Here is a 16,712-nt window from a genome sequence, read left to right as displayed (position 1 = left end):
GTTCGGCTCATTTCTCGCTCGCTTCGTCGGGCATGGTGTGTGGATCGCGGGCGGCGTGGCGAACCGCGATGACGACGATCTCGCCATCGAGAACCTGGTAGAAGATCAGATAGGGGTATGGGCGTGCCACGATGCGTCGCAGCATCGGCAGATCGGTGGCCTGACCGGCCAGCGGATAGCTGCACAGGAAATCGATGATGCCGCGCAGTCGATTGCGGACTTTGTCCGCCCCGTTCGGCGACTGTTCGCCGATATATTCGAGGATCTCGTCGAGTTCGACGAGCGCCCGAGGCGTGTAGCGCAGTGTCAGAGGCCGTGTTTCGCCCAAACCGCTCGTACTTCCCCGTCGGAGGCGAATTGCCCGCGCGCAGCCTCTTCCATGGAGGCGGCCATCGACGCCTTTTCGTCGGGCGCGAGCCGATGGACCGGTTGCTCCTCGCCGGTCATCTGCAGGAGTTCGTGGGCGAGCACGTCCTGCGCCTCCTCTGGCAAAGCGCGGATGCGATCGAAGGCGCGGTCGAGCAACTTGGTCATGGCAACAATATGCCCGCGAACGCGGACGCTGGAAAGTCCGCCCGTCCGACGGTCAAACTGCACGATCCGCTGTGCAGTCGGCAACGAGCGGTTACGCGCTCGCACCGGACACGGAAGCGGCTCAGGGCCGACCCCTGTGATGCCGGTCACCGACGTCAGGCGAGGAAACGCGCAATTTCAGGGACAGCGGCGAGCCGCATCGGCGGCCGGGCGAACATGAAGGATCTCACCGATGTCCCAGAAGATCTTACTCTGCGCTCTGCTCGATCTCACTTGCTTCATGGCGGGCGGCGCGCTGGCAAGCGTCGTCGGCGAATCGCCGGCGAGCACCCGCGCCATCGCGTCGCTCGACAGCAATTCCGGTAACCCGACGCTCGACCAGCGCATGTTCGAAAATGGCGGCAGGCAGCAGAATCGCCGCGTCGAGATCGTCATCGCTCCGTAAGGTCACCTGCCATCGGCGGACGGCAGGCGACCGGGCGCGAGAAGATCTCGCGTCGCCACGCAGCCTTTCGTCAGGTGATGACGTCCGGCTCCGTCCGCCCGGTCCGCTTCCTGATCTCGCCGATGACGTCGGCGGTGTCGATCAGTTCGTTCAGCGCCTCTTTCGGGGCGAGGGCATGCTTCGCCGGATCGGCCTCGAAGCGCTCGATATAGACGCGCAGCGTCGCACCCTTGGTGCCCGTGCCGGACAGCCGGTAGACGATGCGCGAGCCGCCGGAGAAGACGATCCGGACGCCCTGGCTGGTCGCCACCGAGCCGTCGATCGGGTCCTTGTAGGAAAAGTCGTCGGCCTCCGAGACGACGAGCGTTCCGAAACGCTGGCCGGCCATCGAGGCGAGACGGTCCCTGAGCGATTCCATCAGGCCGTTCGCCGCCTTGGAATCGATCTCCTCGTAATCGTGGCGCTGATAGAAGTTCCGGCCGAACTCCGCCCAGTGGCTCTCCATGATCGCCTGAACGCTCTCGCGTCGCTCGGCCAAAATGTTCAGCCAGAGGAGCACGGCCCAGACGCCGTCCTTTTCGCGCACGTGGTCGGAGCCGGTCCCGGCGGATTCCTCGCCGCAGATGGTCACCTTGCCGGCGTCGAGCAGGTTGCCGAAGAACTTCCAGCCGGTCGGCGTCTCATAGATGCCGATGCCGCGCTTCTCGGCAACGCGATCGGCCGCCTGGCTGGTCGGCATCGAGCGGGCAACACCGGCGATCCCGCGCGCATAGCCGGGGGCGAGATGGGCATTGGCGGCGAGGACGGCGAGCGAATCCGACGGCGAGACGACGATGCCCTTGCCGACGATCAGGTTGCGGTCGCCGTCGCCGTCGGAAGCGGCGCCGAAATCCGGCCCGTTCGCGGCCATCAGCGCGTCGATCAGGTCTTTGGCGTGGACGGCGTTGGGATCAGGATGGCCGCCGCCGAAATCCTCCATCGGCACGGCATTGACGACGCTGTCCGGCGAGGCCCCGAGGCGATTGACCAGGATTTCGGTCGCATAGGGCCCGGTCACGGCATGCATCGCGTCGAAACGAATGCCGAAGCCCGAGGCGATGAGGTCGCGGATCTTCTGAAAATCGAACAGCGTCTCCATCAGCGCGGCATAGTCCGCGACCGGGTCGACCACCTCGACCACCATGTCGCCGAGCTTCGTCTCGCCGAGCTTCGAAATATCCGGCGCGGTCGAGGTCCAGACGCGGTAGCGGCTGATCGACTTCGAGGCCTCGTAGATCTTTTCGGTGATCCGCTCCGGCGCCGGGCCGCCGTTTGCCGCATTGTACTTGATGCCGAAATCGCCGTTCGGACCGCCGGGATTGTGGCTGGCAGAGAGGATGATGCCGCCCGATGCCCCGCGCTTGCGGATGAGGTTCGAGGCGGCGGGGGTGGAGAGAATGCCGTTCTGGCCGACGACGACGCGGCCATAGCCGTTGCCGGCGGCCATGCGGATCGCCATCAGGATGACTTCGCGGTTGTAGAAGCGGCCGTCGCCGCCGATCACCAGCGTCTCGCCGCCGTCCAGCGGCAGGGCGTCGAAGATCGACTGGATGAAGTTCGCCGCGTAGTTCGGCTGCTGGAAGTGCGGTACCTTCTTGCGCAGTCCGGAGGTGCCGGGCTTCTGATCGTCGTAGGGCGTGGTGGCGATCGTCTCGATCATCGTCTACTCTTTCATCAGATCGCTGTAGAGGCCCGCATAGAGCCTCGCGCTCTTCGTCCAAGAAACATCCGCTTTCATAGCCGCAGCCTGCATTCTTCGCCAGACGCGGGCCTCTTCGTAGAGGCCGAGCGTGCGGTCGACCGCCTCGAGAAGCGAGGCCCGGTCGGGTGGGGTGAAGATGACACCGGTCGCGGCCTCGGCACTGACCGCGGCGTAGTTCGCGTCGACGACGGTGTCGGCCAGGCCGCCGACCTTGGCGACCACCGGGATGCAGCCATAGCGAAGACCGTAGAGCTGGGTGAGGCCGCAGGGCTCGAAGCGCGACGGAATGAGGATCGCGTCGGCGCCGGCCTGAACCCGGTGCGACAGTTCCTCGTCATAGCCGATCCTCACGCCGACACGGTCGGGATGGCGCGAATGGGCGGCCTGGAAGGTGCCTTCGATCATCGCCTCGCCGGAGCCGACGACGACGAGGCGGACGCCGCGCTCCACCAGCTCGTCGCAGACCTCCGCGACGAGGTCGAGGCCCTTCTGCCAGGTCAGCCGGCTGACCACGGCAAGGATCGGGCCGTTCTCCCGCCTGAGGCCGAATTCGCCCTCGAGGGCGCGCTTGTTGTGGATGCGCGGCTTGAGCTCCCGCGCCGAATAGTTCGCGGCGAGCGCCGGATCGCTGGCCGGATCCCAGACCCTGGTGTCGATGCCGTTGACGATGCCGACGAGGCGCGAGCCGCGGCCGCGCAGGAGCCCGTCGAGGCCCATGCCGCTGCCCTCGGTGACGATCTCCTTGGCATAGGTAGGGCTGACGGTGGTGACGACGTCGCAGGCGTGTAGCCCGCCCTTCAGATAGCCGACATTGCCGTAATATTCGACACCCTCGATGGACCAGGTGGCGGCCGGCAGCTCCAGCTGCGGGAAGATCGCCGAGGGATAGTTTCCCTGGAAGGCGAGGTTGTGGATGGTGAGAACGGTCTTCGGCCGCGGCCGGTTGGAGGCGGCGAGATAGACCGGCGTCAGCGCCGCCTGCCAGTCGTGGACATGGACGATGTCGGGGAGAAAGCCCGGCACTGCCCCTTGCGCGATCATCGCGCCCGCCTTGGAGAGAGCGGCAAAGCGCATCCAGTTGTCGCCGAAGTCGTGGCCGCCGGCGTCGGTGTAAGGGCCGCCGAGGCGGTCGTAGAGCGTCGGCATGTCGAGGACGAAGAGCTTCAGTCCGGCGAGGTCGACGGCGAGGATCCGGGCGGGCGCGCCGAGCACGGTGTCGAGCGGCAGCACCTCGACGTCGGCGCCGGCGGTCTCGATCGCCCGCATGACGGTCGGATAGCCCGGCAGCAGCGTGACGACGCGGCAGGCGTGTTCGGCCAGCGCGAAGGGCAACGCGCCGGCGACATCGGCGAGCCCACCGGTCTTGATCAGCGGAAAGGCTTCCGAGGCAATCGAGAGGATCTGCATCGCCAGGTCAGTAGCTCAGCCGCTCGATCATCGCCCGGGTGACGAGGCAGATGCCGGATTCGGTGCGGCGGAACCGCTTGGCGTCGAGTTCCGGATCCTCGCCGATCACGAGTCCGTCCGGAATGTGCACGCCGCGGTCGATCACCGCATTGCGGATCCTGGCGCTGCGGCCGATGTCCGTCCGGGGCAGGACGACGGCATGGTCGAGATGGGAATAGGAGTGCACCCTGACGCCGGTGAACAGCAGCGAGCGGTTCAGCGAGCCGCCGGAGATGATGCAGTCGCCCGAGACCAGGGAGGAGATCGCCATGCCGCGCCGTCCGTCCTCGTCATGGACGAACTTCGCCGGCGGATTGATCTCCGCATAGGTCCAGATCGGCCAGTCGCGGTCGTAGACGTCGAGCGGCGGGACGATGTCGGTCAGGTCGATATTGGCCTGCCAGTAGGCGTCGACCGTGCCGACGTCGCGCCAGTAGGCTTCGCTGTCGGGCTCCATCGCCGAGCGCACGACCGAGCGGTTGAAGCGGTGGGCGACCGCCTTTCCGTGCCGAACGATATGGGGGATGATGTCCTTGCCGAAGTCGCGCTGGGAATTCGGGTCGGATGCGTCGCGCCGCAGCTGGTCCATCAGGAAGTTGGTCTCGAAGACGTAGATGCCCATCGAGGCGAGGGCGACGTCCGGCCGGCCGGGGATGGAGGGCGGATCCTTCGGCTTCTCGACGAAATCGGTGATCACGAAGTTCTCGTCGACATGCATGACGCCGAAGCCGGTGGCCTCCATGCGTGGCACTTCCAGACAGCCGACCGTCACGTTGGCGCCGGAATCGACATGCTGCTGGAGCATGATCTCGTAATCCATCTTGTAGATGTGATCACCGGCGAGAATGACGATGTATTTCGGCGCGTAGTCCTCGATGATGTCGATGTTCTGGTAGACCGCGTCGGCCGTGCCCGCATACCACTGGTCTTCCGACACGCGCTGGCTGGCCGGCAGGATGTCGAAGCTCTCGTTGCGGCCGGGCCGCAGGAAGTTCCAGCCGTTCTGCAGATGCCGGATCAGGCTGTGGGCCTTGTACTGGGTGGCGACGCCGATGCGGCGGATGCCGGAATTGATGGCGTTCGACAGGGCGAAATCGATGATGCGGGTCTTGCCGCCGAAATAGACGGCGGGCTTTGCCCGATTGTCGGTGAGTTCGAGCAGACGGCTGCCGCGGCCACCCGCCAGCACATAAGCCATGGCGTCGCGCGCCAGCGGCGCGAACGGTCGTGAGTCTGGCATTGTCCCTCCCTGCCCGGCGGATCGTGCGGGCTTTCATGCCGCATCGTTGCGATTTGCGGAATCGTGCCGGCAGCTTCGGAAAAAGCGGCCGCGACGACCCGTCTTGTGAGCGCAAAGAGTGAAGATAGGGCGGAGAGAGTCAAGCAGCGATGGCCGTGCACGGCCCGCGGCTCGATAAGCTCGACCGGCAACGCTCCGCGGATCGTCAAACCTGGCCGATGCGCAACGATTCTCGTGCCGGAGGGGAGGAGGGCGGCGGGAGAGGTGTTGTTACGCCGCCCGCCGCCCGCTCGCTCGGCCCTACAGGTCGTAATGCGGCAGCGGCTCGCCGCCGGCGTCCTTCAGGACGAGATCGAACAGCCGCTTGACCTCCTGCGGCTTGTCCCCAGCCAAATCCTTGGCCTGCTCCGGATCTGCGGCGATGTCGTAGAGCTTCGCCTCGCTGCCGTCGTTGCGGGAGATCATCGCGAAGCGCTTGTCGGACACCCAGACATAGTCGTTGAGGCCGGAGGTGAAATGTTCGCGCACGGTGCCCGCCTTGCCGTCGAGATGCGGGGAGAGGTCGCTGCCATCGGTCTCCTTCCTGGGTTCGACCCCGGCAAAGGAGAGGATCGTCGGCAGGATGTCGTGGGTCGAGGCGAAATAGTCGCGCGCCTCGCCGGCCGCGGTGCCGTTCGGATGGCGGATGAACAAGGGCGTGTCGGTCATCTCCGGCCAGAGCGCATAGGCCGGCTTGCCGAGGGCGCCATGCTCGCCGAGGGCCATGCCGTGGTCGCTGGTGAGCAGGATGACGGTATCGTCGAGAAGGCTCATCTGGTGCAGCCGGTCGAGGAAGAAGGCGAGCCAGGTGTCGGTCATGGTGATCTCGCCGGCATAGAGCGCTCGCATCCGCTGCAACTGGCGTTCCGGCAGATAGTCGCTGGAGCCGTAGCGCGGGGTGACCGGTTCCGGTTCGTCATAGCCCGGATCGTCATAGGCGTCGGCGTAGCGCCGCGGTGCGTCCCAGGGCTCGTGCGGATCGAAGGAATCGACCGTCAGGAAGAACGGCTTGTCGCGCGGAATGCCTTCCAGCGCCCGGGCCGCCGAGCGGAACACGCGGGCGGCGAAGCGGTCGTCCTCGGCCCGCCTGTCCTGGGTGTTGGCGAGATACTGCCTAAGCTCGCGGGCGAGCGGCGCATTGCCGTATTTCGTCGTCAGCGCCTGACCATCGGCATCGCGCCACATGAATTTCTGCAGCTCGAACGGATCGACCGACCAGTAGGGGCGGTAGGGATCGCCCTCCTGTCCGCGGACCCAGTCGACGAGCTTGAAGCCGCGGGAGAAGTTCATGCCCGGGGTGAATTCGTGCGGCACGTCGGTAACCAGCATCGTCTCGTAGCCGGCCTTCTCCAGCTGCTCGGCGAGCGTCGGCTGGTCGTCGGGGATGTGCTGCCAGCCCCAGACCGACGAGCCGTTGCCGGCGCGGCGCTCCCAATTGCGGAACGGGAAGGTCCGCATGCCCGAATGGATCGACCGCCGCGCCGGAATGGTCGGCATCGCCTCGGGCGTCGCCCGGGTGAAGCGCAGGCTCTGCCGGCCGAGCTGGTCGAGCGCCGGCGTCTTCATCCAGCCATTGCCGTAGACGCCGAGATGGTCGCGCCGCAGCGTGTCGATCACGATCAGGATGACGTTGGGCTTGTCCGGCCGTCTGGCCGTCTGAGAGAGGTTGATGCGCGGCTGCTGGGCGAGCGCGGCGTCCGCGACCGCAAGGCTTGCGCCTGCGGCGCTCGCGGTGAGGAGAAAGTCACGCCGGGACAGGGTCATTGGAAAAACTCCGAATGATCGGCGCCATGGGCGCCGCATACGAAAAAGACCGCCCGGGGGTCACCCAGGCGGTCCGTAAGCCTCGCAGATAGTTATGTTCGCAATTGGAAGGTCGGCCTCAGGTGACCTTGCCGGGCCCTGCCTGCCAGATGTCCTTGGCATATTCCCGGATCGAGCGGTCGGAGGAGAACCAGCCCATCCGCGCGGTGTTGTGCACCGCCTTCGACTGCCAGGCATTCTGGTCGAGGAACAGGCTGTCGAGGCTGCGCTGGGTCTTCCAGTAGGCCTCGAAATCGGCGCAGATCATCCACCAGTCGTTGTTGTAGAGGTTGGAGACGAGAGTGTGATAGCGGGCCGGGCTCTCCGGTGCGAACACGCCCGTCGAAATCGCATCCAGCGCCTCGCGCAGGAGCGGCGTCCGCTCGATGATCGAGCGGCCGCTATGCGCCTCGCGGCGCCGCTGGGCGACCTCGTCGGCCTTGAGGCCGAAGATGAAGATGTTCTCCTCGCCGACATGCTCCAGCATCTCGACATTGGCGCCGTCCAGCGTGCCGATGGTCAGCGCGCCGTTGAGCGCGAATTTCATGTTGCCGGTGCCGGAGGCCTCGAGGCCAGCCGTCGAGATCTGCTCCGACAGGTCCGCTGCCGGCATGATGATCTCGGCGAGGCTGACATTGTAGTTCGGGACGAACACCACCTTCAGAAGATCGCGCACCGCCGGATCGGAGTTGATCAGCCGGGCGACGTCGTTGGCAAGATGGATGATCTCCTTGGCCTGCACGTAGCTCGGCGCGGCCTTGCCGGCGAAGATCTTGACCCGCGGGGTCCAGCTCTTTTCCGGATGGGCGCGGATCTGGTTGTAGAGGGCGATCGCCTCGATGATATTGAGGAACTGCCGCTTGTATTCGTGGATACGCTTGACCTGGATGTCGAATATGGCGTCCGGGTCGAGGGTGATGGCGAGCCTGTCGGAGATGACGTCGGCGAGGCGCGCCTTGTTGGCCCGTTTCACCGCAGCGAACTTCTCGCGGAAGGCGGCATCGTCGGCCAGCGGGTCGGCATCGGCGAGCTTTTCGATATCGTCGAGGAAGCGCGGGCCGATCGCGTCGGTCAGAAGGCCGGTGAGGCCGGGATTGCACTCCATCAGCCAGCGCCGCGGCGTGACGCCGTTGGTCTTGTTCTGGATGCGCTCCGGATAGAGCTGGTGAAGGTTCTGGAACACCGTCTCCTTCATCAGTTCGGTGTGCAGCGCCGAGACGCCGTTCACCGCATGGCTGCCGACGAAGGCGAGCTGGCCCATCCTGACGCGGCGGCCATGGCCCTCGTCGATCAGCGAGATGGCGGAGATCTGGGCGCCGTCGAAGCCCTTGTCCTGCGACGCCTGACGGATGATGTCGGCGTTGATCTGGTAGATGATCTGCATCTGGCGCGGCAGCAGCCGCTCGAAGAGGTTGATCGGCCAGTGCTCCAGCGCCTCCGGCAGGAGGGTGTGGTTGGTGTAGCCGAAGGTCGCGCGGGTGATCGTCCAGGCCTTGGCCCAGTCATAGCCGTGAACGTCGACGAGGAGCCGCATCAGCTCGGCCACCGACACCGCCGGATGGGTGTCGTTCAGCTGGATCGCGACCTTTTCCGCAAGATTGTCGAGGCTGTCGTTCTCGCCAAGATGGCGTCGGATGATGTCCTGCAGCGAGGCGGCGGAGAAGAAGTATTCCTGCCTGAGCCGCAGCTCCTGGCCGGCCTGGTGTGAATCGGCCGGATAGAGAACGCGGGTGATCGCCTCCGCCTTGTTGGATTCGACCAGGGCGCCGATGTGATCGCCGGAATTGAAGGCGTCGAGCAGGATCGGGTCGATCGCCTGGGCGCTCCACAGGCGCAGGGTGTTCACCTGCTCGCCGCGCCAGCCGACGATCGGCGTATCGAAGGCGACGGCCAGCACTCGCTCGGCCGGACGCCAGACCTGCCGCGGCGGCTTGCCGGGCTCCTGCTGGGTCATCACCTTGCCGCCGAAGCCGATCTCGTAGCTCGACTCCCGCCGCTCGAACTCCCACGGATTGCCGTGGACGAGCCAGGTTTCCGGCAGTTCCACCTGCGCGCCCTCGGCGATCTCCTGGCGGAAGAAGCCGTGGACGTAGCGGATGCCGTAGCCGACGCCGGGCACGCCGGTGGACGCCATCGATTCCATGAAGCAGGCGGCGAGGCGGCCGAGGCCGCCATTGCCCAGGGCGGCGTCGGGCTCCAGAAGCTCGACCATGTCGAGATCGACATTGTAGCGCTTGAGGGCCTCGCCGATCGGCTGGGTGAGCTGGAGATTGTTGATCGCGTCGCGCAAGAGCCGGCCGATCAGGAACTCCATCGAGAGGTAGTAGACCCGCTTGTCCTTGCTGGCGCGGATCCGGTCGGTCGAGGCGAACCAGTGATCGATGATCCGGTCGCGCACGACGAGGGTGGTTGCCCTCAGCCAGTCGTATTTGCGGGCCTGCTCGGGATGCTTGCCGATGGAATAGGTCAGCTTCTCGACGATCTGGCGCGCCAGCGTGTCCGGGTCGTTCTGGCGCGGTTCCGGAACCGTGGCGCCGATGGGTTCGATCTCGGGGCTGGCTGACATCAGGCATTCCTCATGGAGTGGATGGCGGCAACGAGGCCTTGCGTGGAGGCGTCGCGGCCCGTCGCCGCGTCTTCTCCGGTGACGATCGGGACGAGGTTGCTGGCAAGCTCCTTGCCGAGCTCGACGCCCCACTGGTCGAAGGCGTTGATCCCGAACAGCTGCGCCTCGACGAAGACCCGGTGCTCGTAGAGCGCGATCAGCGCGCCGAGGGTTCTGGGATCGAGGGTCGAGTAGAGGATGGTGATCGACGGCCGGTCGCCGGTGAACACCCGGTGCGGCGCGACGCGGTCGGCGTCATCGGCAGAGCGCCCGGCATCGAGCAGCTGCTGGCGTGCCTCCTCCAGTGAACGGCCCTTCATCAGCGCCTCGCTCTGGGCAAGGCAATTGGCGAGGAGCAGGTCCTGATGGTCGGACATGTCGGCGCCCTCATGGGCGTTGGCGCCGACCATGAACTCGACCGGGATGACGTCGGTGCCCTGGTGGATCAGCTGGAAGAAGGCGTGCTGGCCGTTGGTGCCGGGCTCGCCCCAGACGACCGGACCGCTGATGTCGACGGGCTCGCCGTCGAGGCCGACGCCCTTGCCGTTGGATTCCATGTCGAGCTGCTGGAGATAGGCCGGGAAGCGGGACAGGCGCTGGTCGTAGGGGATGATCGCCCGGGTCGGATAATGCATCAGCGCCCGGTGCCAGTAGCCGACGAGGCCGAGCAGCACCGGCAGGTTTTCCTCCAGCGGCGCCGACTTGAAATGCTGGTCGACCTCGCGGGCACCTGCGAGAAAGGCGCGGAAATTCTCCGGCCCGATGGCGAGCATCAGCGGCAGGCCGATCGCCGACCAGATCGAATAGCGCCCGCCGACCCATTCCCAGAAGCCGAAGGTGCGCTCCTTGGCGATGCCGAAGGCGTCGACCTTGTCCAAGGCGGTGGAGACGGCGGCGAAATGATCGCCGACCGCCGCCTCGCCGAGGGAGGCGACGATCCAGCGCCGGGCGGTCGCGGCGTTGGTCATCGTCTCGATGGTGGTGAAGGTCTTCGACGCGACGATGAACAGGGTCGTTTTCGGATCCAGCCCCTTCAGCGTGTCGGCCATATGGGCGCCGTCGACATTCGAGACGAAATGGGTGCGCGGGCCGTCATGATAGGGGGCGAGCGCCAGGGTCGCCATCACCGGGCCGAGATCCGAGCCGCCGATGCCGATATTGACGACGTCGGTGATCAGATCGCCGCCGGAGCCGGCGATCTCGCCGTTACGCACCTTGGTGGCGAAGTTCGCCATGGCGGTCAGAACCTCCATGACCTCGGCGCTCACCGGGGCGCCGTCGGCGCGGTAACCGTCGGCGGGCTCGGCGCGCAGCGCGACATGCAGGACCGAGCGGTTCTCGGTGATGTTGATGCGCTCGCCGGAGAACATCGCATCGCGCTTTTCGCTGAGGCTGCAGGCCCTGGCGAAATCAAACAGCCTGGCGAGCGTCTGGGCATCGATCGCCGTCTTGGAATAGTCGAGGAGGAGGCCGGCCGCCGAGGCGGAGAATGCCTCGAAGCGGCCGGGGTCATGGGCGAACAGGCTGCGGATGCCGCGCTTGCTGGCGGTCTGCGCAAGCGAGGCGAGGGATGTCTGTGAGGGATCGTCGGTCGGTGCCTGAGATTGGGTCGTGCTCATTGGCCGTGTCCGTTCGCTTTGTCGAAAGATCGGCAGGCCCGGCCGTCCACAGACGCGGGCCCGCCGACCGGAAGTCGACGTTGAAGTTATGCCTTGCCCATAGGCACCCGGCAAGTGTGCCGAGAAAATAGCCGGCTGGTAACCGGAAGCTTGCGACTCCAATTGTCGCAGCTGCCATTCGGCAAGGCTTCAGAAAGTTGCGCGCGCCAGCGGCCCTTCGGTCAGTCGATGGTCACGGCCTTGGCGTTCATGAAGGCATGAATACCCTCTTTGGAGAGCTCGCGGCCGTAGCCCGAGCGCTTGACGCCGCCGAAGGGCAGGCGCGGATCGGAGGCGGTCATCCGGTTGACATGGGTGCCGCCGGTATCGAGGTCGCGGACGAAGCGCTCGATCTCGCCGGCCTCGTTGGTCCAGACCGAGCCGCCGAGCCCGAAGTCGGAATCGTTGGCGAGATCGATCGCCTCGTCGATCGACTTGACCTTGAAGAAGATGGCGCAGGGGCCGAACAGCTCGTCGCGATAGGCGGGCGCTTCCGGGCCGACATTTTCCAGCATCGACGGCTTGAAGTAGAAGCCCTTGCCGTCGATGGCGCCGCCGGTGGTGAGCGTTGCGCCGGCCTTCACCGAGCGGTCGATCTGGTCTGTCAGGTCGTCGACGCCGGATTTCATCGCGACCGGGCCGATATCCGTCGCAGCATCCATCGGATCGCCGACGGTCATCGATTCCAGCTTGTCGCGATAGCGCGCGGCATAGTCGTCATAGACGTCTTCGTGGACGATGAAGCGCTTGGCGGCGATGCAGCTCTGGCCGTTGTTCTGCATGCGGGCGGTGACGCCCACCTCGACGGCCTTGCCGATGTCGGCCGAGGGCATGACGATGAACGGGTCGGAGCCGCCGAGTTCGAGAAGGGTGGTCTTGATCTCCGAGCCGGCCGTCGATGCGACGGCGGCACCCGCCGCTTCGCTGCCGGTCAGCGTCGCGGCCCGGATCCGGCGGTCGCGCAGGATCGGCTCGACCTTCTTGGAGGAGATCAGCAGCGTCTGGAAGACGCCCTGCGGCGCATCGGCCTCGAGCAGCACCTTCTCGATCTCGAGGGCGCACTGGCTGACATTGGAGGCATGCTTCAGCAGCCCGACATTGCCCGCCATCAGCGCCGGGGCGATGAAGCGGAAGCACTGCCAGTAGGGGAAGTTCCAGGGCATCACCGCAAGGACGGGCCCGATCGGCAGATAGGCGACGTAGTTCTTCGCCGCCGGTCCGTCGCGAACGTCGTCGGCGATCATCGCCTCGCCGTGTTCGGCATAGTAGCGGCAGCCGAGCGCCGACTTCTCCACCTCGGCGACGGCCTCCTTCAGCCGCTTGCCCATTTCGAGCACCGCGATCCGCGCCAGTTCGTCCTTGCGGCTTTCGAGGACGTCGGCGGTGCGTCGCAGGAGGTCGGCCCGCCGGCTGAACGGCGTCCGCCGCCAGTCGCGAAAGGCGAGTTCGGCATTTTCGAGCGCCCGTTCGATCGCGGAATCGTCGTGCTCGGCGAAATCCTCGATGATTTCGCCCGTCGCAGGGTTGATGCTTTTAGGCATTTTGGAATGTCCCGTCGCGGTTATCTCGTGAGCCAGGCCGGCCGCATAGGGCCCAAGCTAGGGTGTTTTGCCCGGCGAAAAAGGCGGCGCGCCGCTGATCTGCGGGTTCCCGCCAAAAGATCGCGGGGTCGTCCCGCCATCCGGCGTTGAAGCGGGTGGCGGCAACACGCCGGTACCGCTCAGATCTCGAGCCGATATGGGCTTTCAAGCCACTGTTCCTCGAGATTGGCGTCTTCGCCGCCACGGTCGACGACGAGAAAATCCGAGACCCCCTCGAGCGACAGCAGCGGATGATGCCAGACGCCGCGGGCATAGTTCACGCCCTGCGTGGCGGTCGCCAGGAACGCGAAGGCGTCGCCCGGCCGGCCGGCGTCGTCCTTCGCCACGACGGCCAGCCATGGCCGGCCCGACAGCGGATAGAAGGCCTGGCTGCCGAGCGGATGACGCTCGAACATCGCGATCGTCACGGGTGAGGCGAAGGGCTGGCCGCGAAAGATCGAGATCAGCGGGCGACCGCCGGCTGCCTCGACGTCCACCCGGGCAAGATCGTGATAGCGCGTCGTCGTGCCGGCGTTGATCAACCGCTCTTCGGCACCTTGCGTCTCGATCACCTCGCCGAAGGGGGCGAAGGCCTCCCTGGTCAGCGCCTGCGGCCTGAGGATCCGCGCCGCCATCACGCCTTCTTCCCGAACAGCCGCAGCCGCGAGACGCCGCCATCGGGGAAGATGTCGAGCCGCACATGGGTGATCGGCTCCGCCAGGCGTTCCACGTCGAACTCGGCGATGGCATGGGCCTCGAGCCTGGTCTCGCCGATCAGCAATGGCCAGCCGCGGCTTGCGGCGTCGATCGCCTCGGTCGTGGTCTCGCCGCCGAGCCGCCCGCCCCGCAGGGCGAAGCGGTCCGGATAGTTGCCCTTGAAGTGGTTGGTGTCGACAAGGACGCGCTCGACCGTCCCGGCGGTGCCGAGCTTCAGGACGCACCAGTCATTGCCGGGAACGCGGCGGCGCGCCGTCTCCCAGCCGTCCGCCATCACCGGCGCGCGACCCGGCGCCAGCATGTTGGCGGGATGGCCGTAATGGGCGTCGTTCCAGGCGACGGCGGTACCGCCATTCTCCATGGCGCCGAGATCGACGGTCTCGTCCGGCGAAACGCCGCTCCAATCCTTGGCGATGGTGCCGAACACCCGCAGCCGGGCGACGCCGCCATCGGGCAAAATGTGCAGCTTCAGCCAGCGGATCGGCGCGCCGCTCTCGACGGTGAAGAGGTTGTGGCCGTTGCCGGCAAGCGCGGTGCGCGGCACCAGCACCCGCCAGTCGGCCTCGCCGGGCTCGGCTTCCGTATCCGCCGCCTCGATCATCGCCTCGGGCGGGAAATTGCCGGTGAAGAAGGAGGTCTCGACGTCGATCGCCGCGACGGCGCCGCGCTGGCCGAGGCGCAGGATCGCATGGTCGTGGCCGGCGGTGCGCTTGCGGCGGGATTCCCAGCCGTCCATCCACTTGCCGTGATCGTCGAAGCGATCGGGATAGAAGACCGGCGGCGCCGGGTCGATCATCCGGGCCTTGTCGGCAAAGAAGTCGTCGGTCGCGAAGGTCACCCCGGTACCGAGCCGGGGCTGGGCGAGGTCGACGAAACGGCGCGTCAGTTCCGCCGCCTCCGGCAGGGGAGCGGCAGTCAGGAAGCGTTCGGAACTCATGCTGGATGGCTTTCGAAGAGGGACTGGATGCGCAGGCGGGCGATCTTCTCGACCTCGCGGCAGGCGGTGGCGAACTCCTCGGCTCGTTCGTTCTCGACGCGGCGCTCGAAGGCGGCGAGGATCGCGCTTTTGTCGAGGCCCTTCACGGCGACGATGAAAGGAAAGCCGAAGCGCTCGACATAGCGGTCGTTGAGGTCGGTGAAGCGGGAAAGTTCGTCCTCGCTGAGCCGATCCAGCCCGGCACCCGCCTGCTCGGCCTTCGACTGCTCGGTGAGATCGCCGGCCAGCGCCAGCCTGCCGGCAAGGTCGGGATGCGCCTTCAGAATACCGAGGCGCTCGGCCTCGCTCGCCTCGCGAAACGCCGCGATCATCGCGCCGGCAAGGCCGAGGGGCGTATCGTTGGCGGCGTGGAGCCCCTGCATGAAGGCCCGGTCGGCGATGAAGGGCGAATGTTCGAAGACCGAACCGAAGGCGGCGATGAAGTCGCCGGCGCTCATCCGGCTCGGCTGGAGGCGGGGGGTATAGGGGAAATGCTCGCGCCAGTGCCGGGCGATGTCGATCCGCCGGGCCACCCAGACGTCCGGCTTCGATTGCACATAGTCGAGGAAGCGGGCGAGGGCGGCAATTCGTCCCGGCCGGCCGACCAGCCGGCAGTGCAGGCCGATATTCAGCATCTTCGCCTGGCCTGCCTCGCCCTCGGCGTAGAGCGTGTCGAAGGCGTCCTTCAGATAGGTGAAGAACTGCTCGCCCGAATTGAAGCCCTGCGGCGTCGCAAAACGCATGTCGTTGGTGTCGAGGGTGTAGGGGATGATGAGATGCGGCCCGTGCGGGCCCGGGATCCAATAGGGAAGATCGTCGGAATAGCTGTCGGAGGAATAGGCAAAGCCGCCTTCTTCCATCACGAGCTTCAGGGTGTTGGCGGAGGGCTTGCCCTGATAGATGCCGAGCGGCCGCGAGCCGGTGACGGCCGTGTGGATACGCACCGCCTCTTCGATGTGCCGGCGTTCCTCCTCTTCGGAGAAGTCCTTGTATTCCAGCCATCGAAGACCGTGGCTGGCGATCTCCCAGTCCGCCTCCAGCATCGCCTGGACGGCTTCCGGATTGCGCTGCAGCGCCAGCGTCACGCCATAGACGGTGACCGGCATGTCGCGCTCGGTGAACAGCCGCCACAGCCGCCAGAAGCCGGCCCTGGAGCCATATTCGTAGAGCGACTCCATGTTGAGGTTGCGCTGCCCGGGCCAGGGCTGAGCGCCAACGATCTCGGACAAGAGCGATTCGGAGGCAGGATCGCCGTCGAGGATCGAGCTCTCGCCGCCCTCCTCGTAATTGACGACGAACTGGACGCAGATCTTCGCATGACCTTCGCCCGAAGGGTTCGGCCATTTCGGGTCGGGCGGCGTCCTGCCGTAGCCGAGGAGGTCGCGGGGATAGCGCTCTGTCATCGCGGGTCGCATTGCGGCGTTTATCGGTGACGACAGGGGTAGCGGCAGTTTCACGCCAGATCAATCGGGAGGGGCCGCGCGCAGCCTGATCTCCTCCTTGACGGAAGATGTCGCCCTTCAACAGGTTCAAAAGGCAGAGGGGGCGCGACGGGCGCCGACATGTCCCGACGCCGGCGCCATACCCCCCTCTGGGTTGCCACCCATCTCCCCCGGAAGGGGGGAGATCGAAGCGTCACCGGCGGTGCGGGGCTTCGAGCGATTGCCCTTGGGGATCGGCTGATTGCCACTCCCTCAGCTCCCGTCATTCGGAATGTTGAGGATTTCGCCGCGGGCCTTGCGTTGGAGGGCGTCGGGATCGTGGCGGGAGAGGTGGCGATTGGCCTGATCTCCCCCCTTGAGCAGGTCTATCGCATATGGCGAATGAGATCGAAGAAGAAGCTTTCGTCCCATCCGGCCTTGAGGAGTTTTCGTCGCATGGGGGTCTTGTCGGGATGCAGTCTGGCGACGTTGAGGGCGAGGCGCCGC

General features: G+C 66.2%; 13 protein-coding genes and 1 pseudogene. 1 reads left to right on the top strand and 13 read right to left on the bottom strand.

What is annotated here, in order from left to right:
• Positions 1-7 precede the first annotated feature (7 nt).
• Positions 8-328 carry a type II toxin-antitoxin system RelE/ParE family toxin gene (locus tag E3C22_RS05185; protein WP_134760962.1) on the bottom strand — a complete coding sequence of 107 codons (321 nt, stop codon included), beginning with the start codon at positions 326-328 and terminating at the stop codon, positions 8-10.
• Positions 307-618 carry a hypothetical protein gene (locus E3C22_RS05180; protein ID WP_342635617.1) on the bottom strand — a complete coding sequence of 104 codons (312 nt, stop codon included), beginning with the start codon at positions 616-618 and terminating at the stop codon, positions 307-309. The genes E3C22_RS05185 and E3C22_RS05180 overlap by 22 nt, the downstream gene beginning before the upstream one ends.
• 148 nt (positions 619-766) lie before the next feature.
• Here E3C22_RS05180 and E3C22_RS05175 point away from each other — a divergent pair, with 148 nt between their 5' ends.
• A complete protein-coding gene (locus tag E3C22_RS05175; RefSeq protein ID WP_134760961.1) occupies positions 767-979 on the top strand; it encodes a hypothetical protein in 213 nt (70 codons plus the stop codon).
• Between the two features lie 70 nt (positions 980-1,049).
• Here E3C22_RS05175 and E3C22_RS05170 read toward each other — a convergent pair whose 3' ends face one another.
• From E3C22_RS05170 to E3C22_RS24725, 11 genes and pseudogenes are all read right to left on the bottom strand, one after another.
• Complete coding sequence (locus tag E3C22_RS05170) at positions 1,050-2,678, bottom strand: alpha-D-glucose phosphate-specific phosphoglucomutase (RefSeq protein ID WP_134760960.1); 1,629 nt, start codon at positions 2,676-2,678, stop codon at positions 1,050-1,052.
• Between the two features lie 3 nt (positions 2,679-2,681).
• Positions 2,682-4,127: a glycogen synthase GlgA gene (gene glgA / locus E3C22_RS05165; RefSeq protein WP_134760959.1), complete on the bottom strand. Its 1,446-nt coding sequence runs from the start codon at positions 4,125-4,127 to the stop codon at positions 2,682-2,684.
• A 7-nt stretch (positions 4,128-4,134) separates the two neighbouring features.
• Entirely contained in the window at positions 4,135-5,406 is a 1,272-nt protein-coding gene (glgC, locus tag E3C22_RS05160) for a glucose-1-phosphate adenylyltransferase (protein WP_134760958.1), read from the bottom strand.
• A 300-nt stretch (positions 5,407-5,706) separates the two neighbouring features.
• Positions 5,707-7,209 (bottom strand): sulfatase, encoded by a 1,503-nt coding sequence (locus E3C22_RS05155; RefSeq protein WP_134760957.1) that lies wholly within the window; start codon positions 7,207-7,209, stop codon positions 5,707-5,709.
• A gap of 118 nt (positions 7,210-7,327) precedes the next feature.
• Complete coding sequence (locus E3C22_RS05150) at positions 7,328-9,814, bottom strand: glycogen/starch/alpha-glucan phosphorylase (RefSeq protein ID WP_134760956.1); 2,487 nt, start codon at positions 9,812-9,814, stop codon at positions 7,328-7,330.
• Entirely contained in the window at positions 9,814-11,472 is a 1,659-nt protein-coding gene (pgi, locus tag E3C22_RS05145; RefSeq protein WP_134760955.1) for a glucose-6-phosphate isomerase, read from the bottom strand. Before pgi ends, E3C22_RS05150 begins: the two co-directional genes overlap by 1 nt.
• Positions 11,473-11,693: 221 nt before the next feature.
• Complete coding sequence (locus E3C22_RS05140) at positions 11,694-13,052, bottom strand: NAD-dependent succinate-semialdehyde dehydrogenase (RefSeq protein ID WP_134760954.1); 1,359 nt, start codon at positions 13,050-13,052, stop codon at positions 11,694-11,696.
• Between the two features lie 179 nt (positions 13,053-13,231).
• Positions 13,232-13,726 carry an ureidoglycolate lyase gene (locus E3C22_RS05135; protein ID WP_134760953.1) on the bottom strand — a complete coding sequence of 165 codons (495 nt, stop codon included), beginning with the start codon at positions 13,724-13,726 and terminating at the stop codon, positions 13,232-13,234.
• On the bottom strand, positions 13,726-14,745 hold the full coding sequence (gene alc, locus E3C22_RS05130; protein WP_134760952.1) for an allantoicase: 1,020 nt from the start codon (positions 14,743-14,745) through the stop codon (positions 13,726-13,728). The genes E3C22_RS05135 and alc overlap by 1 nt, the downstream gene beginning before the upstream one ends.
• The gene (puuE, locus tag E3C22_RS05125) at positions 14,742-16,187 is read right to left on the bottom strand and encodes an allantoinase PuuE (RefSeq protein WP_134760951.1); all 1,446 of its coding nucleotides are present in this window, start codon (positions 16,185-16,187) and stop codon (positions 14,742-14,744) included. The genes alc and puuE overlap by 4 nt, the downstream gene beginning before the upstream one ends.
• 404 nt (positions 16,188-16,591) lie before the next feature.
• Positions 16,592-16,712: pseudogene (locus tag E3C22_RS24725) on the bottom strand (ISAs1 family transposase); the annotation flags it as partial.

It is taken from the genome of Jiella endophytica, from assembly GCF_004519335.1.
GTDB lineage: Bacteria > Pseudomonadota > Alphaproteobacteria > Rhizobiales > Rhizobiaceae > Jiella > Jiella endophytica.
The sequence above is the reverse complement of the archived record's forward strand: the minus strand, read 5'-3'. Positions and strand labels throughout refer to the sequence as shown.